Origin of the sequence: Streptomyces sp. NPDC047028 (assembly GCF_040644095.1) — a bacterium.
In the GTDB taxonomy this organism is placed as follows: Bacteria; Actinomycetota; Actinomycetes; order Streptomycetales; family Streptomycetaceae; genus Streptomyces.
The window spans coordinates 1-24,590 of sequence record NZ_JBEYVS010000011.1; the positions used below are offsets into that span (position 1 = coordinate 1).

Consider the following 24,590-nt stretch of genomic DNA (forward strand, 5'->3'; position numbering starts at 1 on the left):
TTTTCCGTGTTTTTTACACGATGCACTACCGATCCCCCCCCCGCCGGGGGGGCTCCTTTACCCCCCCCCCCCCCCCCCCCCCCCGGCGGGGCCCCGGGGAACTGCGCGACAAGCCCAAACCCCGCGAAGCTACTTGGCCCGGTCGAAGTCGATCGCACTGTAGGCCCGAAGCTTGCGCAGCCGATGCTCGGAGTCGATCCGCCGCACCGTCCCCGACTTGGACCGCATCACGATCGACTCGGTGAGCGCGGTCTCCGACCGGTACCGCACACCCCGCAGCAGCTCACCGTCGGTGATCCCGGTCGCCACGAAGAACACGTTCTCCCCGGTCACCAGGTCCTCCGTCGTCAGCACCCGGTCCAGATCGTGCCCCGCGTCGATCGCCCGGGCCCGCTCCTCGTCGTCCTTGGGCCACAGCTTGCCCTGGATGGTGCCGCCGAGGCACTTCACCGCGCAGGCGGAGATGATGCCCTCGGGGGTGCCGCCGACGCCGAGCAGCAGGTCGACGCCGGTGCCCTCGCGCAGCGCGTAGATCGACCCGGCGACATCGCCGTCCGAGATCAGCTTGATGCGCGCGCCGGCCTCCCGGACCTCCTTGATCAGGCCCTGGTGCCGCGGCCGGTCGAGGATGACGACGGTGACGTCCTCGGGCGCGGACTTCTTGGCCTTCGCGATCCGCTTGATGTTGACGGCCACCGGCGCGTCGATGTCGACGAAGTCGGCCGCCTCGGGGCCCGTGACCAGCTTGTCCATGTAGAACACGGCGGACGGGTCGAACATGGCGCCGCGCTCGGCGGCGGCGAGGACGGCGATGGCGTTGGGCATGCCCTTGGCCGTCAGGGTGGTGCCGTCGATCGGGTCGACGGCGATGTCGACCTCGGGGCCGGTGCCGTCGCCCACCCGCTCTCCGTTGAAGAGCATCGGCGCCTCGTCCTTCTCGCCCTCGCCGATGACGACGACACCGTTCATGGAGACGGTGGAGACGAGGGTCCGCATGGCACGCACCGCGGCGCCGTCGGCACCGTTCTTGTCGCCGCGGCCGACCCAGCGGCCCGCGGCCATGGCGGCGGCCTCGGTGACCCGGACGAGTTCCAGGGCGAGGTTGCGGTCGGGGGCCTCGGACGGAACATCGAGCTCGGACGGCAAGTGATGATTTTCGGTCATCGGAGCGCACCTTTCTGATACGACGACGGCCGGATGAGGGTGTGGTCCAGACTCTATCGTCAGGCAGACAAAATGAGCAGGGGACCCCACGGATGAGCGCTCCGGGCACCTGCGACGATAGGGGCGTGGCAGGTTCGAACGGCAAGCAGAAGACGGCCCGGGACATGATCCTCTCCCTGGCCCTGATCGGCATCGCGGCGGCGGTCGTGTACTTCCTCGGCATCCCGCACGACGATCACGCCCCCGACCTCAAGCGGGTCGACTACCGGGTCGAACTGCTCACGGCACGCCGCAGCGCGAGCTACCCGGTGGCCGCGCCCGAGGGTCTGCCGCAGAGCTGGAAGGCCACCTCGGTGCGCTACCAGGGAGAGAACGGCGACCACTGGCACCTCGGCTTCCAGGCGCCCGGCGGACAGTACGTCCAGGTCGAGCAGTCCACCCAGAAGACCGCCGACTTCATCGACGACGCCAGCCAGGGCGCCTCCGCGACGAAGAAGACGGAGAAGATCGGCGAGCACACCTGGACGCGCTACACCGGCGGCCGCTACGACGCGCTGGTCCTCCAGAACACGCCGGGCTCCACGACGGTCGTCGCGGGCACGGGCCCCTTCACGCAGCTGACGGCGATGGCGGCGGCCCTGCAGATGAAGTGACCGGAGCGGGCAGTCGTACGTCCGCGGGCCGGTGGGGGCTGGTCGCGCAGTTCCCCGCGCCCCCAAGGGGCGCGCCACCCGCACCCCCCTCAATCGGTGCCCTCTTCCCCCTCTTCCTCCGCCAGCGCGGCGTCCAGACGGGCCCGCGCCCCCTCCAGCCACCGCCGGCACACCTTGGCCAGCTCCTCCCCCCGCTCCCACAGGGCGAGGGACTCCTCCAGCGACGTGCCGCCCGCCTCCAGCCGCCGTACGACCTCGATCAGCTCGTCCCGCGCCTGCTCGTACGAGAGCGCCTCTTCGGTCCTGCCGGTCATTCGCCCACCTTCACCGTGAATTCACCGTCGGCGACCCGCGCCCGCAGCGCCTCGCCCGCCGTCACCTCGTCCGGGCCGCGCACCACGTGCCCGTCCGGTTTCTGCAGCACCGCGTAGCCCCGCCGCAGCGTCGCCGCGGGGGAGAGGGCCACCACGCGCGCGTGCGTGTGCGTCAGCTCGCTGTCCGCGCGGTCCAGGAGGTGGCCGAGGGTGCGCCGGCCGCGCTCCAGCACCGCGGCCACGTGGTCCGCGCGCTCGTCCAGCATCCGGTGCGGATCCTCCATGCAGGGCCGCCCCAGCGCGTGCGCCAGCCCGCGCTCCTCCCGCTCCACCAGCGCCGTGGCGCAGCGCCGCGCCCGGTCCCGCAGCATCCGGACCCGCTCGAACTCCTCGCCCACGTCCGGTACGACCTTCTTGGCCGCGTCCGTCGGCGTGGAGGCCCGCAGGTCCGCCACGTAGTCCAGCAGCGGGGTGTCCGGCTCGTGCCCGATGGCCGACACCACGGGCGTACGGCACTGGGCCACCGCGCGCACCAGCTGCTCGTCGGAGAACGGCAGCAGGTCCTCGACGCTGCCGCCGCCCCGGGCCACGATGATCACGTCGATGTCGTCGACCGCATCCAGCTCCTTCACGGCCTGCACGACCTGCGGCACCGCGTGCACCCCCTGCACCGCGACGTTGCGCACCTCGAAACGGACCGCCGGCCAGCGGTGCCGGGCGTTCTCCAGCACGTCCCGCTCCGCGGCCGAGGCACGCCCGCAGACCAGCCCGATCAGCTGCGGCAGGAACGGCAGCGGCTTCTTGCGGTCCGCCGCGAACAGGCCCTCCGCCCCGAGCCTCTTCTTCAGTTGCTCAAGCCTGGCCAGCAGCTCGCCCACGCCGACCGGCCTTATCTCGGCGGCCCGCAGCGACAGCTGCCCGCGCGGGGCGTACCACTCCGGCTTCGCCAGGACGACGACCCGGGCGCCCTCGCCGACGACATCGGCCACCTCGTCGAACACCTGCCGGAAACAGGTCACGCTGACCGAGATGTCGTACGACGGATCGCGCAGCGTCAGGAAGACCACCCCGGCGCCGGGCCGCCGCGACAACTGCGTGATCTGCCCCTCGACCCACACCGCGCCGAGCCGGTCGATCCAGCCCCCGATCAGCCGCGACACGTCACCGACGGGCAACGGGGATTCCGGAGAGGTGTTCACAGCCATGCGCCCGAGACTAACGGCCGCCTGTGACAACGCGGCCGCACCGTCGCGACCCGGCCGAGGTCCGGGGCCCGCACCCTTACGACCTGGGAAGCGACAGGGGGCGGCGTCGCGACGCCCGGCACGGCCGCTCGCGGCGTTGCCGAAACGCCCTAGTAGCTCCGCTACGAGGGCGTTCCGGCGCCTTGCGATCGACCGCACCGGACGCCGCTCCTTCCTCCGCCCCCTGTCGCTCCCCAGGTCGTTACGATGGGACCCATGACCGCTTCGTCTGGCCGCCGTGTCCTGCTCGCCGCCCCCCGGGGCTACTGCGCCGGTGTGGACCGCGCCGTGATCGCCGTCGAGAAGGCCCTCGAACAGTACGGGGCCCCGATCTACGTCCGGCACGAGATCGTCCACAACAAGTACGTCGTGCAGACCCTGGAGAAGAAGGGCGCGATCTTCGTCGAGCGGACGGAGGAGGTGCCGCCGGGCAACATCGTGATGTTCTCCGCGCACGGTGTCGCCCCCGCCGTGCACGAGGAGGCCGAGCGCGGCCGGCTCGCCACCATCGACGCGACCTGTCCGCTGGTCACCAAGGTCCACAAGGAAGCCGTCCGGTACGCGGGCGAGGACTACGACATCCTCCTCATCGGCCACGAGGGCCACGAGGAGGTCATCGGCACCTCCGGCGAGGCCCCCGACCACATCCAGCTCGTCGACGGCCCCGAGGACGTCGCCAAGGTCGAGGTCCGCGACCCCTCGAAGGTCGTCTGGCTGTCCCAGACCACCCTCTCCGTGGACGAGACGATGGAGACCGTCGACGCCCTGAAGACGAAGTTCCCCGGCCTCGTCTCCCCGCCCAGCGACGACATCTGCTACGCCACGCAGAACCGCCAGCTCGCCGTGAAGCAGATGGGCACCGAGTCCGACCTGGTCATCGTGGTCGGCTCCCGCAACTCCTCCAACTCCAAGCGGCTGGTGGAGGTCGCCAAGCTCGCGGGCGCCCGCGAGGCCTACCTGGTCGACTTCGCCGACGAGATCGACGAGGCCTGGCTGGACGGCGTCGGCACGGTCGGCGTCACCTCCGGCGCCTCCGTCCCGGACGTCCTCGTCGAGCAGGTGCTGGAGTGGCTCGCCGCGCGCGGCTACGCGGACGTGGAGATCGTCAAGGCGGCCGAGGAGTCCATCACCTTCTCGCTGCCCAAGGAGCTGCGCCGCGACCTGCGCGAGGAGGCGGCGGCCCTGACGGCGGAGCGCGGCGGTTCGGGCACGCCCGAGGCGTGAGCCCCACCCTCGCGCCGATCGGGGCGTGACTGTCAGTCGCCCGTCGTAACGTAGTGCCATGCAGCTCTTCGGCGTGGACATCGGCGGATCCGGGATCAAGGGCGCCCCCGTGGACCTGGACAAGGGCGACCTGGCCCAGGAGCGCCACAAGGTGCTCACCCCGAACCCGGCGACGCCCGACGGCGTGGCCGACGGGGTGCGGCAAGTCGTGGACCACTTCGGCTGGACCGGCCCCGTCGGGCTCACCTTCCCCGGGGTGGTCACCGGCGGCGCCACGGTGCGTACGGCGGCCAACGTCGACCAGAGCTGGATCGACACGGACGCGCGCGCGTTGTTCTCGGGCCGACTGGGCGGCCTGCCGGTGACGGTCGTCAACGACGCGGACGCGGCGGGCGTCGCCGAGATGCAGTTCGGCGCCGGCCGGGACAGACGGGGCACGGTCGTCCTGCTCACCTTCGGCACCGGCATCGGCAGCGCCGTCTTCACCGACGGCCTGCTGGTCCCCAACACCGAGCTGGGCCACCTGGAGCTGCACGGTCACGACGCGGAGAAGCGGGCCTCCAGCAAGGCCAAGGAGGACCACGACCTCAGCTGGGAGCGGTGGGCGCGGCGCGTCCAGAAATACCTGGCCCACGTGGAGATGCTGTTCTCGCCCGAGCTGTTCGTCATCGGCGGCGGGGTCAGCCGCAAGGCGGCCAAGTTCCTGCACTACATCGAGGGCATCAGGGCCGAGGTCGTACCGGCGCAGCTGCAGAACAACGCGGGGATCGTCGGGGCGGCGATGAGAGCGGCCCAGGACCAGCACCGCTGACCCCAGGGGCGCCCCGTCAGGTGCGCCGCCGGCGCCGCCGTACCCACCGCACCCGGCGCACCAGCACGATCACCCCGGCGGCGAGCGTCCCCCCGTACAGCCAGCCGGCCTGGGTGGCGAGCCCCGTGACCAGGCCCATCACCCGGCCCAGCACCCCGCCGCCGCCGTCCGCGACCGGCAGCAGCCCGACGACGAACGCGATCGGCACGACGACGGGCGCGGTCAGCACGTCACCCGCGCGCACCCACAGCGCGGTCAGCGCGCACACCGGCAGGAACAGCACGCCGTACACCGTCAGGGAGGCGCCGAACAGCAGTTCGTCCAGGCAGCCGAGGAGGAACATCGCCAGGCCGCAGAACAGCCCCCCGCCGAGCCCGGTGAGCCGGGGACGCCCCCATCCGTCGGGAGCCGCCGGGCCCGCGGCCTGCGCGAGCGCGCGCTCTCCGGGCGGCCGGCGCCGGGCCTGGGGAGGCAGCGACGCAGGCGGTGGCGCGCCGCGTCGCCGTCCGTCGTTCGGGGGTCGCGTTCCGTGTTGCTCCACTGGACCAACTTAGGTCTGTTTATGTGTCGAATAGCCCATCAGACACGCCGGGGCCCGGAGCCCGGCCAAGGGTTCGACGCTGGCGGGAGGCCGCTCCGCCCGACGCCGTAAACTGGTGGATCGGCCGGTGTCTCCCCGGCCCCCGCAACTCCTGGCCCGCCCCCTCACCCCCTGCTCCCATCCCTCTCATCCACGGGAAGTCGCAACGTGTCGCTCACGATCGGAATCGTCGGCCTGCCGAATGTCGGCAAGTCGACCCTGTTCAACGCCCTGACCAAGAACGACGTGCTGGCGGCCAACTACCCGTTCGCCACGATCGAGCCGAACGTCGGCGTGGTCGGCGTCCCCGACGGCCGGCTCGCCAAGCTGGCGTCGATCTTCAAGTCGGAGCGCATCCTCCCGGCCACGGTCGACTTCGTGGACATCGCCGGCATCGTGCGCGGCGCCTCCGAGGGCGAGGGCCTGGGCAACAAGTTCCTGGCGAACATCCGCGAGTCCGACGCGATCTGCCAGGTCATCCGCGCCTTCAAGGACGAGAACGTCGTCCACGTCGACGGCAAGGTGTCCCCGAAGGACGACATCGAGACGATCAACACCGAGCTGATCCTCGCCGACCTCCAGACGATCGAGAAGGTCCTGCCGCGCCTCCAGAAGGAGTCGCGCATCAAGAAGGACCTCGCCCCCAAGGTCAAGGCGGTCGAGGAGGCCAAGGAGATCCTGGAGAAGGGCGACACGCTCTTCGCCCACGGCATCGTCCAGGGCACCGACCGCAACGAGCTGCTCCACGACCTCCACCTCCTGACGACCAAGCCCTTCCTCTACGTCTTCAACGTCGACGAGGACGAACTGGTCGACGAGGACTTCAAGAACGAGCAGCGCGCCCTGGTCGCCCCCGCCGAGGCGATCTTCCTCAACGCCAAGCTGGAGGCCGACCTCGCCGAGCTGGACGAGGAGGAGGCCCTGGAACTCCTGGAGTCCGTAGGCCAGCACGAGCCGGGCCTCGCCACCCTCGCCCGCGTCGGCTTCAACACCCTCGGCCTGCAGACCTACCTCACGGCCGGCCCCAAGGAGTCCCGCGCCTGGACCATCAAGAAGGGCGCCACGGCCCCCGAGGCGGCCGGTGTCATCCACACCGACTTCCAGAAGGGCTTCATCAAGGCCGAGGTCATCTCCTTCCCCGACCTCGTCGAAACCGGCTCGGTCCCCGAGGCCCGAGCCAAGGGCAAGGCCCGCATGGAAGGCAAGGACTACGTCATGCAGGACGGCGATGTGGTGGAGTTCCGCTTCAACGTCTGACCCGCCCGACAACAGGCCGCCTGACCCGCGACGAAGCGGCTCGGGCGGCCTTTTCGGCCCGCACGTCACACGCGGGCAACTGGTTCTAGTTGTTCCGCGGTGGGATGAGCCTGTCGAGGTCGAGGTTGATCTCGAACGGCACAGGGCGCTTCAGGGTGCCTCGGAAGATTCCGGCGGGCGCGTAGGCGCGGGTCGGTTCGTCGAGTTCGTAGACATGGACGACGGGGACGCCGCTCTCTTCCTCGACACACCAGTAGTGCGGGATGTTGGCGTCGGTGTACTTGTGCAGCTTCACGGTGCGGTCACGGTGGGCGGACTCTGGCGAGACGACCTCGACGACGAGCTGGACCTCGTCCGGTGCGTACCACGTGCGGTCCGGATCGTAGGGGGCGGTCGTGACGAGCAGATCCGGTTCCGGCCGGTTGCGGTCGTCGAGGCGGATGGTCATTTCCCGCTCGACCTCGAAACCGGCGGGCGCGGCCGCCATGAGCGTGGTGGTGAGGGAAGTGACGAGGCGGCCGTGCCAGGACCGCTGCGGCGACATCATGAAGACAAGCGCTCCGTCGATCAGCTCGGTGTGGCGGGGTGCTTCGGGGAGGCGGTCCAGGTCCTCCGCGAACCAGCCTTCCTCGCGCGGCGGGCGCATCCAGTCGGGCAGTGCGGTCATGGACCAACCGTAGCGACTGGGCCAGGCCCGGGCCATCGCATCGTCAAGGGCGATCGCTCTTCCTCGCAGGTGGCGGCCTTGTGGTCGACGTCCCGGTTCAGTGCCCGGCCAGTGCGCTCTCCGCCGCCGCCAGCACCGTGTGTGTCTGGTGCCGGACCTGGTGGGCCACCGGGACCCAGTGCAGGTGGAGGGAATCGTGGAAGTCCGTGCACCAGGTGGTGAAGAGGGCGTTCAGGGTGTGGTGGAGGGCGGGGGCCGCGGGGTCGGTCGCTGTGCGCAGGAGTCGTAGGAGGAGGCCTGCCGCGCGGAGGGGCTGGCGGCGGGCCACGACGTCCAGGGCGGAGATCTGGGCCGTTGTCACGCCGTGCGGGGTGGGGGTTTGGTGGGTCAGCGGGTGCCAGGAGTCGGCGACGAGGTCGTACAGGTCGTCGGCCATCCACTCCAGTACGCGGACCCGAGCGTCGTCCCGGGCCGGTGGCAGGAAGTCGCGTGCCTTGTCGAAGACGGCGGTCACCTGTGCTCCGGTGTCCCGGACCCGGGCCGACAGGGCGCGCAGCGCGGGGGCCGGGCCCGGGTGGGGGGACAGGGAGGCGGCCCGGGCCGTGGCCCACAGGGGTACTTCTACGATCACCGTGCTGCCCCCGTACCGCTGCGGTGCGCACCAGGTGGAGCGGGCGATGTTCTCGGAGCCGGCCGCCAGCCGGGCGGTGCTGTCCGGTGGGGGCAGGACGTGGATGCCGGGGCTGGGGTTCTCCCAGTACAGGGCGTCGTAGGTGCCGTGCTGGACCGGGATGCCCAGGTGCCTCGCGGAGGTCTCGAAGGGGGCGGCGAGTCCGGGGAGGTGGCGGGTCGACTGGATCCAGGTGCCGCCCGCGTCGACGCTGTGCAACGAGCACTGGAGGACCGGATGGAATTCCTCGATGACGTCGAACAGGGCCTGACTCTCCGGGAGTTGACGCCCCTCGATCGGCGCCCATTCCGGCTGCTCCGCCGCGACCGGGCGGAACGCGGTGCCGTAGTAGCTCTCCAGGGTGGGGGCGGGACGAGCCGTCGCCTCCTCGATTCCCTCGCTCAGTGCGGCGCCGTCCGGGTCCAGGCACAGGACGATGTCCCAGGTGACGCGGGTCAGGTCGGTCGCGGGGGAGGGATGCCGCTGGTGGGCACCGGACAGCCGATTCCCCGTTCCTGTGGCGCCGTGTACCAGGAGAGACGCCAGCGCGAGTGCCGTCGCGCCGCCCACCGGCTCGTCGGAGTGCGGGCGGGCGACCACGAGGATGTGGCGGGGCCCGTGTCCCACGGACAGCATCAGGAGCGGACGGCCCGCGCGGGACGTTCCGATGCGGTGCAGGCGGCCGGTTCCGGGGAACCGGGAGACCAGCCGCCGCGCCGCGTCGTTGACCTCCGCGACCGTGGGATAGCGGTCCACCGGTCGCGTCCGGTCAGGAACCGCCGTTGCCACCGCTGTCGCCGGTGGTCTCCTTCTTGTCCAGCGGGCGGATCTCGATCTTGTTCGGCATGGCGTGTCCTTCCGGTGGCGGATGGTGACGTTCGTCGGCCGACGTGCTCTTGTCAGACTTCGCTCATCCGGTCAGTGTTGTCAATGTCGGTGGTGTTCCGGGGGAGTTGGGACTGACGGGAATGGCGCACGGATGACGGTGACGGTGCACGCGATGCGGCGGCCCCGCATCAAACCGGAACACCGGGCCTACCGGACGGTCGATGGCCACCTCAGGATCGGCAGCGTCGTCTACGGCATCGGCGCCGAGGTGACGGACCCCGACGGCTGGGTGTGGACGCTGGTCGAGGCGATGGACGGCACCCGCGGCACCGAGGACGTCGTCGCCGAGGTGACCCGCCGCCACCCCGAACTGCGGCTGCCCGACACCGACATCGTCCAGGCGATGACCGACCTGACCCTCGCCGGATACGTGGAGGACGCCGGTGCCGAGCCGCCGGCGGAACTGACCGAGCGGGAACGCGAGCGGTACAGCAGGGGCATGACCCTGCTGCGCTGGATGGACCTCCGGCCACGGGAGAGCGCCTGGGAGCCGCAACTGCGGCTGCGCCGAGCCCGGGTGCTGCTGGTCGGCGTCGGCGGTACCGGCGGGGCCGCCGCACGCGACCTGGTGGCCTCCGGAGTGGGACTGGTGCACTGCGTCGAACCGGACGTCGTCGAGCTGTCCAACCTCAACCGGCAGACACTCTTTCGCGAAGACGACCTGGGTACGCCCAAGGCCGACGCCGCGCTGGCCGCGTTGCGGGCACTGAACTCGGACGTCACGGTCACGGGCGAGCGGCGTGAGGTACGCGGGCGGGAGGATCTCGAAGACCTGCTGACCGGTACGCCCGGCGGCGGAGCGTCATACGACGTGCTGCTGCTCGCCGCCGACCGGCCCACCGCCATCCGCAGATGGGCCAACCGCGTCTGCCTCGCCTCCGGCACCCCGTGGGCCGAAGCCGGATACCGCGGCCCGCTCGTGAGCGTCGGGGTGTTCGCGCCCGGCCGGGGCGCGTGCTGGGAGTGTCTGCGAAGCGCCGAGATCGAGCGGCGCGACCTGCGGCTCGCACCCGGCCAGGACGAGGACGCCGCCTCGCCCCGCATGCCGTGGAACCCGGTCAACGCCGTCACCGCGGGCCTGTCCGGCAGCCTGCTGGCCCACGCCGCGCTCACCCTGCTGTGCGGCATCCCGCCGGTCGAGCCCGGCTACCGGTCCGGGCTCAACCTCATGGTGCCCGGCGACCCGGTCATGCAGCGCTCGCCCCGGCGCCCCGACTGCCCCGCCTGCGGACCGCGACCGGCGGTGAGCGCCGGACCGGGGGAGTACCCGTGACGGACACCGCCGCCCGTGAAGAGCCCCCGATCGGGACGTCGACCCGCGTCCTGCTGCACGACCTGGAGGTACGGCGGGACCGGGACGACGAGTGGATCGTGGGCCGGATGACCAACCGGACCTTCGTCGCCCTGCCGGCCGCCGGAGCGCGCGCGGTGGAACTGCTCGGCGAGGGGCTCAGCGTGGGACGGACGGCAGAGACGCTGCGCGCGGAGACCGGCGAGGACTTCGAGATCCCGGACTTCGTCAGGGACCTGGCCGCCCTGGGGTTCGTGGCGCGGATCGGCGACCACCCGGTCCCGGACGGCGACCCGCCACCCGCGTCACTGCCGTGGCTGCGGCCCGGCCATGTGCGGTTCACCCTGCACCCGGCGCTCCATGTGCTCGTCGGCCTGCTGCTGACGGCGGCCGTCGTGGCCCTGGTCCGCCACCCCCGCCTGCTTCCCGGCTACCGCGACCTGTTGTGGAGCCGGCACGGCAGCCTGGTCCTGCTGACCGGAGCGGCCGCCGGGTGGACGCTGCTGCTGGCGCACGAGCTGGCACACCTGGCCACCGCGCGCGCCGCCGGAGTGCCGGGGCGGATGCGGCTCGGCACCCGGCTTCAGTTCCTGGTCATGCAGACCGACATCAGCGGCATCGAACTGGCGCCCCGCCGACACCGCCTGACGGCCTACCTCGCCGGCATCGCCCTGAACCTGTCCGTCGCCTCCTGCATCCTCCTGGTCCTCGTCACCACCAGCACCGGGACGACGGTCCACCGGCTGCTGGCCGCCGGCCTGCTGCTGGCCCTGATGCCGTTGCCGTTCCAGCTCATGGTGTTCACCCGTACCGACCTCTACTTCGTCCTCCAGGACCTCACTGGCTGCCGCAACCTGTACGGCGACGGCCTCGCCTACGCCCGCCACCGCTTCCGGCGCCTGCTCTTCCCATCGACCCAGCGCCGCCAACCCGGCACCCCCGACCCCAGCACCCGCCTCCCCCCGCACGAGCGCCGCGCCGTACGCCTCTACAGCGTCGTCCTCGTCGCCGGTACGGCGGCCTGCCTGGCGTTCATGGCCGCCGTCACCCTGCCCGCCGACCTCACCCTGCTGGTCCGCGCCGCCCGGGGACTGGGCCCCGGGCACAGCCTCGCCCGCAACGCCGACTCGGTGACGGTCCTGGTGGTCCTGGGCGGCGTCAACGTGCTGTGGCTGGTCACCCGGTGGCGCAACCGGCGTTCGGCGGGAGCCGCGAGGGCAGGCTGACGGAGACGGTGCGCGTCAGGTGATCGGGGCCGACTCCTGGTGCGGGCGGGCCGGCAGGCCGTCGATGCTGCGGGAGTTCTTCTCGCGCATGTACGACTCCAGTTGGGGCGGGGTCTTGCGCTCACCCCACTTGTCCTGGAGGTCGCGTTCGCGGACCAGGGCCATCTCCGGGACGGTGAAGCCGCAGGAGTCGGTGATGCGGTCGAGGGAGACCACGACGATCGAGCGGGGGATGGGGTGCGAGCCGAAGCGGCCGACGAGCGCGTCCCATTCCGGGTCGCCGGGGAAGACGCAGCGGCCCTCGCCGTAGAGCCGGAGCGTCTTGGGGCGGGCGGTGAAGGAGCAGAACATCAGGGTGATGCGCCGGTTCTCCCTCAGGTGGGCGATGGTCTCCGCACCCGAGCCGATGAGGTCGAGGTAGGCGACCGTGGTGTCGTCGAGCACGGTCAGGGTGTCCATGCCGCCCTTAGGGGAGACGTTGACCCTGCCGTCGGCGGCGAGCGGTGCCGTGGCCACGAAGAACACCGGCGCCTCGGCGAGGAAGGCCCGCAGCGCGGGTGTCAGCACCTCGTACAGCTTGCCCATCAGCCGCTCACCTCCGACGGCCCGAGCAGCCGGTCCGGGCGCGGTGCCACCGCCGCGATGGACCGGTCGGGCGGCGGCCCCTCGTGCGGGGTGGTGCGGATGACGACCGAGTCGGCCAGCTCGGCGGCCCGCTCCCGGGCGTCGTCGGCGTCCGCGCCCCGTACGATGACGAGGCCCGAGCGGTCGTAGGACCAGGCGATGGGGTGCACCGCGTCGCCGGGACCCACCGAGATCTGCAGGTCGACCACGTGCGGGTCGGCGCGCACGGCGTCGGCCCCGGTCACGGCCTCGACGACACCCGGCTCGGCGGTCAGGAAGCGCACCGCGGCGCCGCACCGGGGCTCACCGGGTGCCACCGGCTCGGTCCGGCCCGCGTACCAGAGCCAGGCCAGCGCGTCGATGTCGATGCCGTACACCTCGCCCACGAGGTCGGCGATGCGGTCCCCGCCGCGCCGGTTGTGCGACTCGACGAGCCGGGGGCCGTCCGGGGTCAGCTTGACCTCAGTGTGGGACGGGCCGTCCCGCAGGCCGACCGCGTCGAGCATGCGGACGACGAGATCGTCGACGGCCGCGGTGAGTTCCGGGGTCAGGGCGGCGGGCTGGACGTGCGCGATCTCCACCAGCGAGTCGAGCGTCTCCTTGGCGGTGTGCGCGAGTGCGACGTGGCGCCCGGCGTAGGAGAACGCCTCCACGCTGATCTCCGGACCGCGCAGGTACTCCTCCATCAGAAAGGTGTGCAGCCCGAACCCGGCCGCCCAGGACGCCACTTCGGGCACCTCGTCCGGTCCGTGCACCACGCGGACGCCGATGCTTCCGGAGCCGTAGCGCGGCTTGACGACCGTGGGCCCGTACGTCTCCACGAACGTGCGCAGGTCCTGCTCGCCGTGGCCGATCCGGGCGGCCGTCGGGTCCACGGCCCGTGCGCTCAGCAGGGACCGGAAGGCGAGCTTGTCCTGGAGGAGCCCCACGACAGCGGTGCCGGTGCCGGGCAGGCCGAGCGCGTCCGTCGCCGTGGCGGCCGTCTCCAGACCGTCCTCGATCATCGACACGACCCGCTCGACGGGGCGCCGGGCGTGGACCGCGCGCAGGAGTTCGGCTACGGCGGCCGGTTCCCTGTAGTCCGTCAGCAGGGCCTCGGACACCTCCGCGAGGCCGCCGGCGGCCAGCTCATGGGGGTGGTGGACCCAGACCACCTCGAAGCCCGCGGCGCGCGCCTTGCGCAGCGCGGCCGGAGTGCCGCCGATGATCGCGATGCGCCTGGTGCCGGTCATCCCCGCAGCTCCCGTCCCGCGGCCTCTTCCAGCCAGCGCACGACCTCGACGTTGTCCGCCCCCTGCGGAAGGTCCGCCTCCGCCCGCTCCCACAGCTCCCGGCAGGCGGTGCCGAAGGGGGCGGGACCGCCTGCCTCCGCCTGGAGTCCGGCGGCGATGCGGATGTCCTTCAGCATCAGGCGCAGCGCGAAGCCCGAGTCGAAACTACCCGGCAGCACGTGGTCGGGCAGCTTGGTCTGGGAGGCGTGGTTGCGGCCGGTGGAGGCGTTGATCACCTCCAGCATGACCGCGGGCTCCAGTCCGAACGCCCGCCCCGCGAGCATGACTTCGGCTACGGCGGCCAGGTTCACCGCCGACAGCAGGTTGTTCAGCGCCTTCAGCGCGTGCCCGGCGCCCGACGGACCGACCCGGTGGATCCGGCCGAGGGCGGACAGCACGGGTTCGGCGCGGTCGAGGGCCTCGTCGTCCCCGGCGGCCATCAGCGTCAGCTCGCCGGAGCGGGCGGCGGCGGGGCTCCCGGAGACCGGGGCGTCCACCACCGCCGTGCCCGACTTCGCGGCGACGCGCGCGAGTTCGAGGGTGTCGGCCGGGGCCGAGGAACCGGTGTCCAGGATCAGCGCGCCGGGCCCCAGGGCGGGCAGCAGGGCGTCGGCGACCCGTCGTACGGCGGCGCCGTCCGGCAGCATCGTGACGACGACCGGTGCGGCCAGCCCCGGCACGTCCGCCGCCGCGGTGACGCCCGGATGCTCCGCCGCCCGGCGCAGGACGTCGGCGTCGAGGTCGTAGACGGTCACCTCGAATCCGCGGTCGGCCAGCCGGCGGCACATCCCGCCGCCCATGGCCCCGAGTCCGGCGAAACCCACCCGCATGGTTGGAACCCTTTCTTCTCGTCAGTACACCTCGTCAGGACACCCCGCACACGATCGCGGTCGTGCCCGGCCACCCGCCCGTCGGGCCGTTCGTCTGCCCGCCGGCCACCTGTCCGCGGGTCACCCGCCAGCCGGGCCACCTGCCTGTGTCGGGCCACCTGTTCGTGGGCCACCCGCTCGTCGGGCCACTGGCCCGTCGGTCACCCGTCCGCCGGGTCACCCGCCCGTGGGTCGTGTGCCCGTCGGGCCATCCGCCCGGCCGAGCCGCAGGCACCCCTCACACCTCCACCGGTTGTGCCGCCTCCCGTGTGCCCGTGCCGAGTGCGACCCGTTCGCCGGTCACGCCCGCCAGCAGGAAGACCGCCGCCGCGCCGATCCAGCCGGCCGTGCCCGCGCTCAGCAGCAGCCCGGTGACCACGATCGGGCCGAGCACCCGCTCGGCGGACAGGCCGAGGTTGAACACCGCCAGGTAGCGGCCGCGCACCTCGGCCGGGGCGAGGGCGATGGACAGCTCCCAGCCCGCCGAGTTGGCCATGACCTCACCCAGCGACAGCGCTACGACGGCCGCGCCCAGCCAGCCCACCGCGACCCAGCCGCCCGCGCCGCCCGCCGCCGCGAAGCACAGGCCCGCCACGGCGAGCACCGCCCCGGCGCCGGCCATCAGCCGGCTGGTGCGGCGCAGTCCGTCGGCGAACCGGCTGACCGGGATCTGCAAGACGACGACGAGCGCGGTGTTCAGCGTGAACAGCACGGACACCGTGATGCGGGGCGCGTCCGTGTGCTCCAGGACCCACACCGGCATGGCCACGAGCAGCAGGGTGTCGAAGAACATCAGCAGGAAGTTCAGCCCGGTCAGCGCGAGATAGCCCCGGTGGGGCAGTGCCCAGGCGGGCTTCGCGCGCACCGCGGGACGCTCCGCCTCCGTCACCCGCAGCACCAGCGCGGCGCCGCCGAGGAAGGCGAGGCCGATCGCCGACAGGGTGAGCTGGTAGGCCAGCAGCGTGTCGCTGACCAGCGCGGCCCCCGCGGCCATGGCACCGGCGCCGAGCCCGACGTTGCGCACCACGTTGACCACGGCCAGCACCCGGGTCCGGTCCCGCTGGTCGGGAACCGACCCGGCGACCAGCGCCTGGAGCACCGGAGGGGCGGCCCGGTCCACGCACACCGCGAACAGGGTGACGGCCAGGAACTGCCAGAACGACGTGACGAACGCGTAGACCACGCAGCACACCGCGCGGGCCGCGTACAGCCCGGCCAGCACGCGCCGCGCCCCGTACCGGTCGGCGAGTTCACCGCCGTACAGGGACACGGCGAGCGCCACGGCCCCCGCGCCGGCCAGGCCCGCGCCGACCTGGTTCGCGGACAGTCCGACCTGGCGGGTGAAGAACGCCATGGAGGACGCCATGAAGAGGCCGATGCCGAGGGACTGGACCAGGGCGGCCGCGGCGAGGCGGCCGCCGCCCGCGGGAAGACCGCTGAGCCGCATGTCAGTCCGATCCGAAGTCGAAGTCCACGAGGTCCTCCAGCTCCATCTCGCGGACGATCCGCCGGATGCCGGAGAAGTCGCGGACCAGCAGGCCGTTGCCGCTCCGGGCGCGGCAGTCGGCGACGATCTCGTCCGCCCGCTCGATGCCCGCGTGCCGCAGGACACCGGGCCACACCTCGAAGTCCTGCTCCACGAAGGCGAGCAGAGCCTTCGGCAGGTACGCGGTGAACGCCCGGCGCTGCTCCTCGTTGAGGTGGAGGTAGAGCGCCTTGGCGACCTCCACCATGACCGAGGAGTGCGCGGACTCGTCACGGGCGTGCAGCCGGGGGACGAGGGCGTGCAGCGGCTGGACGGTCTCGTCGCGTGAGAGCAGCTCCAGGTAGGCGTTGACGCTGATCTCGGAGACGGTCGTCCACACCAGCTTGAGCAGGTCGCGCTCCCACCGCTCGGTCGCGCGCGCGTCGGCCTCCAGCAGCCGGCGGTAGGTGACCGTGTGCGGGTACGACGGCTCGGTGGTCACCGCCCGGACCTCGCGGGTGCGCTGCATGGCGACCATGTGCATGTACGTGTGCCAGACCTCGTCGACATGGGTCTGCTGCACGGCCCGCTTCAGGTGGATGCCGTCGGCGCCCGGGAAGGTGCCGTGCATGATCATGGCGAAGGTGGGGTTGGCGACGTGCTCCTCGGCGGCGATGACCCGCTCGTTGTAGACGAGCCAGGCCATCGTCAGCACCCGCTGCCGCTGCTCCGGGGTGGCCGCGAGGAACAGCGGGTGTTCGGCGAACGGCAGCAGCCGTACCGGGTAGTCGGGGAGCGCCTCGTCGTACTCCTCGGGCTCGGAGATGCGGTCGAGGTCGGTGCGGATGGTCGCGCGGCGCGGCCAGGAGTCCGCGATCCGGCGCAGCACGGCCTCGTCGATGTGGCCGTACTCCTCGCCGGTGTCGACGGGGTCACCGGTGTGCTCGTGCAGAACGGTCACTGTCGTTCCTCCTGGGGGGACTGTGCCGAGACCGATTCGAGGGCGCCGGCGAGGATGCGGACGCCGTGGCGCAGATCCTCCTCACCGGTGACGAGGGGCGGCATGAGCTTCAGGACCTGGCCGCGGGCGCCGGAGGTCTCCACCAGCAGCCCCCGCTCGAAGGCAGCCCGGGAGACCCGGTCGGCGGTGGTGTCGTCGGTGAAGGCGAGCCCGCGGATCAGGCCCCGGCCGCGCGGTGCACAGCCCAGTTCCGGGTGCCGGGCGGCCAGTTCGGTGAGGAGGCCGTCCAGGACGGAGGCGTGCGCGCGGACCCGGGCCGTGAACTCGGGGTCGGCCCAGTGCTCCAGGCAGGCCGCGGCGGTGACGAAGGCCAGGTTGTTGCCGCGGAAGGTGCCGCTGTGCTCGCCGGGGCCGAGCCGGTCGAGGTCGGGGCGGATCAGAGTGAGCGCCATCGGCATCCCGTAGCCGCTGACCGACTTGGACAGGCAGACCAGGTCGGGCACGATGCCGGCTTCCTCGAAGCTGAAGAAGGTGCCGGTACGGCCGCAGCCCGCCTGGATGTCGTCGACGATCAGCAGGATGTCCCGCTCCCGGACGGCCTCGGCGAGCCGGCGCAGCCAGCCGGGGCTCGCCACGGCCAGCCCGCCCTCGCCCTGCACGGTCTCCACGATCACCGCGGCCGGCTTGTCGACGCCGCTGCCCGGGTCGTCCAGGAGCCGGGTGAGGTGGTCCACGGTGTCGGTGTCCGGGCCGAAGTAGCCCTCGTACGGCATGCGCGTGACATGGCCGAGCGGCACGCCGGCCGCGCCGCGCTTGAAGGCGGTCGCGGAGGCGGCGAGCGCGCCGAGGGAGAGCCCGTGGAAGCCGCCGGTGAACGCGACGATGTCGGTGCGGCCGGTGACCCGGCGGGCCGTCTTGAAGGCGGCCTCGACGGCGTTGGTGCCGGTGGGGCCGGTGAACTGGACGCGGTGGTCGAGCCCGCGGGGGGCGAGGACGACCTCCCGGAACCGCTCCAGGAACCGGGCCTTGGCCGAGGTGTGCAGGTCCAGGCCGTGCGCGGGGCCGTCGGCGAGCAGGTAGTCGACGAGGGCGGCCTTCGCGCCGGCCGGGTTGTGGCCGTAGTTCAGGGCGCCGGCGCCGGAGAGGAAGTCGACGTACTCCCGGCCCTGTTCGTCCCACATCAGGTGGCCCGAGGCACGGGTGAAGACGGCCGGGAAGCGGCGGCAGTACGTCCGTACGGCGGACTCCAGCTCGTCGAAGACGGCCGGGGCGGCGGCGGGCGCCGGGTCGGTGACGGTCATGACACGCTCCAGGGATCGGTGTCGGCGATCCGCGCGGCCTGCTGGGCGCCCAGCGCGGTACGCGGGGAGAGCGGGAACCAGCCCGCGAGGGTGAGCCGGACCAGTTCCCGCATCCGGTCGGCGATGAGGCCGGGGGTGTAGGCGGCGGGCACGTCGGCCGCGTCCAGGACGGGCGTCGGCGGGAAGTAGCGGCCGGGCCGGGCGGGGCGCACCACCGCGTCCCACAGGTTGAGGCTCTGCCCGCCCCAGCGGGCCCGGCCGCTGAACACGGAGTACAGCGGCAGCCCGGCCGGGTGCGGGCGGCTGAGCGCCTGGTTGACCGGCTCGCTGACCATCTCCACGACCAGCCCGCACGCCCCCGCGTCCCGCGCCCGGCGGGCCTGCGCGAACAGGCCGAGGGCGTCGTCCACGGCGTCGCCGTGCCGGGTCAGCGTTGTGAGCTGGGGGGTGTAGCCGAGGTGGGCGAGGACGGGCAGGCCGGTCGCGGCGACGGCCTCGACGCAGGCCAGTTCGGCGTCGCCCGCCACCTCGATCTTCACGGCGTCGGCGCCCGAGGCGCGGAACCGGGCCGCGGCCTGCCGGGCGGCGGTCGGGCTCGCGGTGGCGCCGTCGGGCAGGTCGGCGAGCAGGAACGGGACCCGGTCGGGCGTGAAGTGCCGGTCCAGGGCGTCGCGCACCTCGTCGACCAGGCCGGCCATCGTCGTGAGCGCCCAGTCGCGTTCCGCCGCGCCGGACATGACGGTTCCGGGCCGGCCCAGGTGGGTCATGAAGTACGAGTCGCCCACCATGACGCACTCGACGGGGCTGTCGGCCAGGTCGGGGACGGCCAGGGCCTCGGCCAGGCCCTCGATCTCGTAGCCGCGGTAGGCGTTGATCTTCACGCCGAGCTGGGCCGGTGAGGTGTAGCGCCGCAGGTAGGGCGCTAGCGCACCGACGACGGGCGGCGCGGTCAGGTCGGCGGTCACGCGGCGCCCTCCTGGTAGACCTTGTGGATGCGGTCGACGGCCTCCCGCACGGCCTGGGGCGGCGCGGCGGTGAAGCAGAGGCGGGCCCAGGCGGCGCAGTGCGCCCCGAAGACCTCGCCGGGCGCGAGTCCCACCCCCTCCTCCGCGCAGCGGCGGACGAACCCGGCCCCGTCGCCGTCGCGGTAGGCCCGCAGGTCCAGGAAGGTGTAGAGGCCCCCGGCGACGCGGGTGTGCGGGATCTCCAGGGCCCCGTCCGCGAGGTCGCGGGCCTGGGCGGCGAGCCGGCGGCGGGCGGCCAGCTCCTCCGGCGCGGTGGCCAGCGCCTCGAAGGCGGCGAACTGGGCGGCCGTGGGCACCGAGTACAGGGTGTGCAGCGACCACTTGGTCAGGATCTCGGTGCAGCCGGGCGGGGAGATCAGGTATCCGGCGCGGGCACCGGGCATCGCGTACGTCTTGCTGCACGAGTGCACCGAGAAGGTGCGCGCGTCGGCGGCGCCGACGGTGGCCGGCTCGGTGAAACCGTCCGGCGAGAAGTCGTAGTTCTCGTAGGCGTTGTCGGCGATCAGCCACAGGTCGTGCCGCTCCGCGACAGCGGTCAGAGCGGCCAGCTGGGTCTCGTCGAGGCGGTAACCGGTGGGATTGTTGGGGTTGTTGAAGTAGATAGCGCGGGTGCGGGGGCCGACGGCGGCCTCGACGACGGAGACGAAGTCGAAGCCGGCGTCCTCGGACAGCTCCAGGAACACCGGGACCTCGCGCGGCACACCCCCCGCCGCGTGGACCAGGCCGGTGGCGAACAGCCACTGCGGGGACAGCACGAGGACGTCGTCGCCCGGGCTCAGGATCGCGTGCAGGACGACGGCGATGGCGTGGGTCGCCCCGGCGGTCACGAGAATCCGGTCGGTGTCGACCGGGAGGCCGCGGCGGGCGCTCGCCGTCTGGGCGAGCCGCTCGCGCAGCGCGGGCACGCCGACCGGTGGGGCGTGTTCGTGCGGGGCGATCCCGAACTCGGCGCGGTCCCAGGTGCGCGGCTCGGCACACGGCGGGAAGACGGTCTTCCCCTGGTGCAGGCGGACCGGCACCTCGTGCCCGTGGGCCCGCAGCAGCCGTTCGACCGCGACGAGCGGCGACGGGGGGATTTCGGTCAGCGAACGACCGAAGGAGGGCATGGAGATGCTCCTAGTCGGGGGTGGAGGCGGTGGGTGGGACGGACGCGGGTACCGCTCGGGCCGCGCCCCAGGACGGGCGGTCGAGGCCGAGGTTCTCGCGCAGGGTGGTGCCCTCGTACTCCGTCCGGAACAGGCCCCTGCGCTGCAGCTCCGGCACCACCAGGGCGACGAAGTCGTCGAGGCCGTCGGGCAGGACCGCGGGCATGATGTTGAAGCCGTCGGCCGCGCCGGTCGTGAACCACTCCTCCAGTTCGTCGGCGATGCTCTCAGGAGTGCCGATGACGATACGGTGGCCGCGCCCGCCGGAGATCGACTGGTACAGCTCGCGGATCGTCAGCCCCTCCCGGCGCGCCTTGTCGTAGACGAGCTGCTGGCGGCTGGTGCTGCCCTCGGTGCGTGGCAGCTCGGGCAGCGGGCCGTCCACCGGGTGCCCGGAGATGTCGGTGTCCCCGAGCAGCAGTTTGAGCAGTCCGAGCCCGACGACCGGGTCGACCAGCTCCTGGAGCGTGGCGTACTTGTCCTCCGCCTCCGCCCGGGTGCGGCCGACGACCGGGAAGATGCCCGGCAGCACCTTGACCTGCTCGGGGTCGCGGCCGTAGCCGGCGGCCCGCTCCTTGATGCCCCGGCAGAACGCCCGTGCCTGCTCGGCGTCCTGGGCGGCGGTGAAGACGACCTCGGCCCAGCGGGCGGCGAAGTCCTGCCCGTCCGCGGAGGCGCCGGCCTGCACGATCACCGGGTAACCCTGGGGCGGCCGGGCGACGTTGAGGGGGCCGCGGACCGTGAAGTGCTCTCCCTCGTGACCGAGGATGTGCAGCTTCTCGGGGTCGAAGAAGCGGCCGGACTCCTTGTCGTAGAGGAAGGCGTCGTCCTCCCAGCTGTCCCACAGCCCGGTGACGACCTCCATGAACTCGCGTGCCCGGTGGTAGCGGGCGGCGTGTTCGGGCTGCTGGTCCAGGTTGAAGTTGCGGGCCTCGGCGTCCGTGACGGAGGTGACCACGTTCCAGCCGGACCGGCCCGCGCTCAGGTGGTCCAGGGAGGCGAACTTCCGTGCCAGGTTGAAGGGTTCGTTGTAGGTGGTGGAGGCGGTGGCCGCCAGTCCGATGTGCGTGGTGTGCACGGCGAGCGCCGACAGCAGCGAGACCGGCTCGAACTGCACGATCCGGCCCTGCCGGCTCAGTTCGTCGGCGTCCCGGAACGGGATGCGGATGCCGACCCCGTCGGAGAGGAACACCATGTCGAACAGGCCGCGCTCGGCGGTCCGCACGAGATCGCGGTAGTGGCCGAAGTCGAGTCCTCCGTCGGCGTGGGCGTGCGGGTGGCGCCAGGACGCTATGTGATAGCCCGGCGCGACCAGGAAAGCCCCGAGACGGAGCCTGCGGTCCGGTGTCCGCGTCATCTGCGAATCCCCCTTTGCATACGCGACCCGGAAGGGGACGGTAGCCAAGGGTTCCCGCCGGTCCACGGTTGTGGGCACAACGCGTTCTTCCCTTCGAAAATCTCGTTGTGCCCATTGCGCCGGGGTCTTTCCCAAAACCTCTGCGGCCACCGGCGGTGACCTACTCTGCAGGCGGCCTGCGAAGCGGAGGAGAAGCGATGCCACCCGCAGACGGCATACGACCGACGGACGGTGTGCGACCGGCAGACGGCGCCCGCCCCGAGGACCGCACCGGCGGACCGCTCGTCGTCCTCGTCGACAGCGACTACGCCGACACCCCGTACGACAAGTGGTCCGCCGAGGCCGGGATCCGGCCCTCGCTGCTGGTCTCGGCGCGCCGGTACCCCCAGTACCGCCACATCCCGGGCGCCCGGTCCTTCGACGCGTACGCCACCGGCGGCGAGGTGGAGCGGGCCGTGCTGGCGCTCCGGCCCCGGACGGTGGTGGCCCGCTCGGAGGCCGACGTGCTGCGCGCGGCCCGGCTGCGCGAGCTGGTCGGCGCGGACGGCCAGGACTTCGCCGGCGCGCTCGCGTTCCGGGACAAGGTGCTGATGAAATCGCTGCTGCGGGAACAGGGGGTGCGCGTCCCGGAGTTCGCCCCGGTGCGACTGGTCGTCGACCTCCTCGCCTTCCTGCGCGAGCACCCGTACCCGGTGGTCGTCAAACCGGCCTTCGGCTCGGGTTCCACGGGCACGCGGGTGCTGCGCGACGACGCGGACCTCGCGGAACTGCTCGCCGCCGGGCTGCCCGAGCACGCGCAGGCCGAGGAGTTCGTCGACGGGGACATGTACGTGGTGGACGGCCTCGTCGTGGACGGCCGCCCCCGCGCGGTGTTCGTCTCCCGCTACCTGAACGACTGCCTGTCCTACCGCAGCGGTGCCCACCTGGGCTCGGTCCAGCTGACCCGGGACGACCCGCTCGTGGACCGGCTGGCCGGATACGCCCGGCGGGTGCTGGACGCGCTGCCGACGCCCGCGTGCACCACCTTCCACCTGGAGGTGTTCCGCACGCCCGGCGACGACCTGGTGCTGTGCGAGGTGGCCAGCCGCACCGGGGGCGCCCTGACCGGCGCGGCCGTGCGCGCCGCGAGCGGCCTCGACCTGGACGAGGAGTGGTTCCTGGCCCAGGTCGAGGGTGCCGCGCACCGGGTGCGCGAGGTGACCGGGGCGGCCCCGGGCCGCTCGGCCGGCTGGGTCGTCTTCTACCCGGAGGCCGGCACCCTCGCCGCGCTGCCCGCCGACCCGCCGCCGTACGTCGTCGAGCAGCGGCTGCGCGGCCGCGTCGGCATTCGGTACGAGGGGGGCGAGAAGTCCGGTGTGTACCTGGCCGGTTACGTCGTGACGGGCCGGGACGCCGCCGAGGTGGAGCAGCGGGTGGGGGAACTCGCGGCCTGGTACGGCACCTCGGTTGAATGGACCCGGTGACGGCGGGACGGTCCGCCGGGCGAGCAGCACGAGGGAAGCGGAGAGCAGTGATGCGGTACATCGTGATCGGGGCCGGTGCCGTCGGGGGTTCCCTGGGCGGGCGGCTGCACGAGAGCGGCCGGGACGTCGTCCTGGTGGCCCGGGGGGAGCACGCGGCGGTGCTGCGCGCCGACGGGCTGCGCTTCACCACCCCCGAGGGCACCCGGCAGGTGCGCATCCCGGTGGCCGGCGGCCCCGAGGACGTCGAACTGCGCCCGGACGACGTGCTCGTCCTGGCCGTGAAGACCCAGCACACGGCGGACGCGCTGGCCCGCTGGGCGCGCCGGCCGGTCGCGGGGGGCGGTACGGCGGGGGAGGTGCTGCCGCTGCTGTGCGCGCAGAACGGCGTGGAGAACGAGCGGCTGGCGCTGCGCCTGTTCCGCCGGGTGTACGGGGTGTGCGTGGTCCTGCCGGCCGCGTTCCTGCGCCCCGGCGCGGTCACCGCGGCCTGCGGCCCCTACACCGGGGTCCTGGTGCTCGGAGGCTATCCCGACGGCGCCGACGACACGGTCCGGGCCGTCGCCGCGGACCTGGAGGACTCGGTGTTCCGCGCCCCGGTCGTACCGGACGTCATGCGCTTCAAGTACACCAAACTGCTGGGCAACCTCGCGCAGACCGTCGAGGCCCTGTGCGGTCCGGTGGCGCCCGGCTCGGCCGCCGCCGAACTGGCCGCGCGGGCCCGCGCCGAGGGTACGGCGGTGCTGAAGGCGGCCGGGACCGGCTTCGCCGAGGCCGCCGAACTGGCCGCGCTGCGCGAGGGCGCCGTGGAGCCGCAGCCGGTGCCCGACGGCGAGCGCGCGCTGGGGTCGACGTGGCAGAGCCTGGCCCGTGGCGCCGGTTCGGTCGAAGCGGACTACATCAACGGCGAGTTCGTGCTGCTCGGCAGGCTGCACTCAGTGCCCACCCCGGTCAACGAGACGCTGCTCTCGCTGGCGAACGCGGCGGCGGAGCAGGGCCGGACGCCCGGCAGCACGTCGGCGGAGGAGATCCTTTCCCTGCTCTGAGCACCCGTGTGACATGCCGTTTCGCCGATTTCGCGGGGGAGCGCACCGGCCGTACGGGCTGTGACCGGAATTCACCT

23 protein-coding genes are annotated in these 24,590 nt (G+C 72.6%); 8 read left to right on the forward strand and 15 right to left on the reverse strand.

Annotated elements, in window-relative coordinates; all coding sequences use genetic code 11:
• Positions 1 to 129: 129 nt before the first annotated feature.
• Entirely contained in the window at positions 130 to 1,164 is a 1,035-nt protein-coding gene (gene glpX / locus ABZ854_RS12345) for a class II fructose-bisphosphatase (RefSeq protein WP_129307022.1), read from the reverse strand.
• A gap of 125 nt (positions 1,165 to 1,289) precedes the next feature.
• Here glpX and ABZ854_RS12350 point away from each other — a divergent pair, with 125 nt between their 5' ends.
• Positions 1,290 to 1,817, forward strand: a complete 528-nt coding sequence (locus tag ABZ854_RS12350) for a DUF4245 domain-containing protein (protein WP_361208329.1) — start codon at positions 1,290 to 1,292, stop codon at positions 1,815 to 1,817.
• 89 nt (positions 1,818 to 1,906) lie between these two features.
• On the opposite strand, the gene ABZ854_RS12355 is transcribed toward ABZ854_RS12350, so the two are convergent.
• Entirely contained in the window at positions 1,907 to 2,131 is a 225-nt protein-coding gene (locus ABZ854_RS12355) for an exodeoxyribonuclease VII small subunit (RefSeq protein ID WP_361208332.1), read from the reverse strand.
• The gene (xseA, locus tag ABZ854_RS12360; RefSeq protein WP_361208335.1) at positions 2,128 to 3,336 is read right to left on the reverse strand and encodes an exodeoxyribonuclease VII large subunit; all 1,209 of its coding nucleotides are present in this window, start codon (positions 3,334 to 3,336) and stop codon (positions 2,128 to 2,130) included. The genes ABZ854_RS12355 and xseA overlap by 4 nt, the downstream gene beginning before the upstream one ends.
• A 246-nt stretch (positions 3,337 to 3,582) precedes the next feature.
• Between xseA and ABZ854_RS12365 the strand changes: the two genes are divergently transcribed.
• On the forward strand, positions 3,583 to 4,599 hold the full coding sequence (locus tag ABZ854_RS12365) for a 4-hydroxy-3-methylbut-2-enyl diphosphate reductase (protein ID WP_361208339.1): 1,017 nt from the start codon (positions 3,583 to 3,585) through the stop codon (positions 4,597 to 4,599).
• A 58-nt stretch (positions 4,600 to 4,657) separates the two neighbouring features.
• Positions 4,658 to 5,410, forward strand: coding sequence for a polyphosphate--glucose phosphotransferase (gene ppgK, locus ABZ854_RS12370; protein WP_361208342.1), 753 nt, complete (start codon positions 4,658 to 4,660; stop codon positions 5,408 to 5,410).
• A gap of 16 nt (positions 5,411 to 5,426) precedes the next feature.
• Here ppgK and ABZ854_RS12375 read toward each other — a convergent pair whose 3' ends face one another.
• A complete protein-coding gene (locus ABZ854_RS12375; protein ID WP_361208345.1) occupies positions 5,427 to 5,951 on the reverse strand; it encodes a DUF6542 domain-containing protein in 525 nt (174 codons plus the stop codon).
• Positions 5,952 to 6,158: 207 nt separating this feature from the next.
• Between ABZ854_RS12375 and ychF the strand changes: the two genes are divergently transcribed.
• The gene (gene ychF / locus ABZ854_RS12380) at positions 6,159 to 7,247 is read left to right on the forward strand and encodes a redox-regulated ATPase YchF (protein WP_361208348.1); all 1,089 of its coding nucleotides are present in this window, start codon (positions 6,159 to 6,161) and stop codon (positions 7,245 to 7,247) included.
• Positions 7,248 to 7,332: 85 nt separating this feature from the next.
• Here ychF and ABZ854_RS12385 read toward each other — a convergent pair whose 3' ends face one another.
• Both ABZ854_RS12385 and ABZ854_RS12390 read right to left on the reverse strand, forming a co-directional pair.
• Positions 7,333 to 7,914, reverse strand: coding sequence for a Uma2 family endonuclease (locus tag ABZ854_RS12385; protein ID WP_361208351.1), 582 nt, complete (start codon positions 7,912 to 7,914; stop codon positions 7,333 to 7,335).
• A 97-nt stretch (positions 7,915 to 8,011) separates the two neighbouring features.
• Complete coding sequence (locus ABZ854_RS12390; RefSeq protein ID WP_361208354.1) at positions 8,012 to 9,340, reverse strand: M14 family zinc carboxypeptidase; 1,329 nt, start codon at positions 9,338 to 9,340, stop codon at positions 8,012 to 8,014.
• A 223-nt stretch (positions 9,341 to 9,563) separates the two neighbouring features.
• On the opposite strand from ABZ854_RS12390, the gene ABZ854_RS12395 reads away from it, so the two are divergent.
• The gene (locus ABZ854_RS12395; RefSeq protein ID WP_361208357.1) at positions 9,564 to 10,745 is read left to right on the forward strand and encodes a ThiF family adenylyltransferase; all 1,182 of its coding nucleotides are present in this window, start codon (positions 9,564 to 9,566) and stop codon (positions 10,743 to 10,745) included.
• Positions 10,742 to 11,989, forward strand: coding sequence for a hypothetical protein (locus ABZ854_RS12400; protein WP_361208360.1), 1,248 nt, complete (start codon positions 10,742 to 10,744; stop codon positions 11,987 to 11,989). Before ABZ854_RS12395 ends, ABZ854_RS12400 begins: the two co-directional genes overlap by 4 nt.
• 15 nt (positions 11,990 to 12,004) lie before the next feature.
• On the opposite strand, the gene ABZ854_RS12405 is transcribed toward ABZ854_RS12400, so the two are convergent.
• The 9 genes from ABZ854_RS12405 to ABZ854_RS12445 form a co-directional block, all read right to left on the reverse strand.
• Positions 12,005 to 12,574, reverse strand: a complete 570-nt coding sequence (locus ABZ854_RS12405) for a pyridoxamine 5'-phosphate oxidase family protein (RefSeq protein WP_361208363.1) — start codon at positions 12,572 to 12,574, stop codon at positions 12,005 to 12,007.
• Entirely contained in the window at positions 12,574 to 13,845 is a 1,272-nt protein-coding gene (locus ABZ854_RS12410) for an ATP-grasp domain-containing protein (RefSeq protein ID WP_361208366.1), read from the reverse strand. The genes ABZ854_RS12405 and ABZ854_RS12410 overlap by 1 nt, the downstream gene beginning before the upstream one ends.
• Positions 13,842 to 14,714 carry an NAD(P)-dependent oxidoreductase gene (locus ABZ854_RS12415; RefSeq protein ID WP_361208369.1) on the reverse strand — a complete coding sequence of 291 codons (873 nt, stop codon included), beginning with the start codon at positions 14,712 to 14,714 and terminating at the stop codon, positions 13,842 to 13,844. Before ABZ854_RS12415 ends, ABZ854_RS12410 begins: the two co-directional genes overlap by 4 nt.
• A gap of 277 nt (positions 14,715 to 14,991) precedes the next feature.
• On the reverse strand, positions 14,992 to 16,200 hold the full coding sequence (locus tag ABZ854_RS12420) for an MFS transporter (RefSeq protein WP_361208372.1): 1,209 nt from the start codon (positions 16,198 to 16,200) through the stop codon (positions 14,992 to 14,994).
• A gap of 1 nt (position 16,201) precedes the next feature.
• Positions 16,202 to 17,179, reverse strand: coding sequence for a diiron oxygenase (locus ABZ854_RS12425; protein ID WP_361208375.1), 978 nt, complete (start codon positions 17,177 to 17,179; stop codon positions 16,202 to 16,204).
• Complete coding sequence (gene ectB, locus ABZ854_RS12430; RefSeq protein ID WP_361208378.1) at positions 17,176 to 18,480, reverse strand: diaminobutyrate--2-oxoglutarate transaminase; 1,305 nt, start codon at positions 18,478 to 18,480, stop codon at positions 17,176 to 17,178. Before ectB ends, ABZ854_RS12425 begins: the two co-directional genes overlap by 4 nt.
• The gene (locus ABZ854_RS12435) at positions 18,477 to 19,445 is read right to left on the reverse strand and encodes a 3-methyl-2-oxobutanoate hydroxymethyltransferase (RefSeq protein WP_361208381.1); all 969 of its coding nucleotides are present in this window, start codon (positions 19,443 to 19,445) and stop codon (positions 18,477 to 18,479) included. Before ABZ854_RS12435 ends, ectB begins: the two co-directional genes overlap by 4 nt.
• Positions 19,442 to 20,611, reverse strand: coding sequence for a pyridoxal phosphate-dependent aminotransferase (locus tag ABZ854_RS12440; protein WP_361208384.1), 1,170 nt, complete (start codon positions 20,609 to 20,611; stop codon positions 19,442 to 19,444). Before ABZ854_RS12440 ends, ABZ854_RS12435 begins: the two co-directional genes overlap by 4 nt.
• Positions 20,612 to 20,621: 10 nt before the next feature.
• Positions 20,622 to 22,007, reverse strand: a complete 1,386-nt coding sequence (locus ABZ854_RS12445; protein WP_361208387.1) for an LLM class flavin-dependent oxidoreductase — start codon at positions 22,005 to 22,007, stop codon at positions 20,622 to 20,624.
• A gap of 197 nt (positions 22,008 to 22,204) precedes the next feature.
• On the opposite strand from ABZ854_RS12445, the gene ABZ854_RS12450 reads away from it, so the two are divergent.
• Both ABZ854_RS12450 and ABZ854_RS12455 read left to right on the forward strand, forming a co-directional pair.
• Positions 22,205 to 23,470 (forward strand): ATP-grasp domain-containing protein, encoded by a 1,266-nt coding sequence (locus tag ABZ854_RS12450; RefSeq protein ID WP_361208390.1) that lies wholly within the window; start codon positions 22,205 to 22,207, stop codon positions 23,468 to 23,470.
• Between the two features lie 50 nt (positions 23,471 to 23,520).
• The gene (locus ABZ854_RS12455; RefSeq protein ID WP_361208393.1) at positions 23,521 to 24,513 is read left to right on the forward strand and encodes a 2-dehydropantoate 2-reductase N-terminal domain-containing protein; all 993 of its coding nucleotides are present in this window, start codon (positions 23,521 to 23,523) and stop codon (positions 24,511 to 24,513) included.
• Positions 24,514 to 24,590 lie beyond the last annotated feature (77 nt).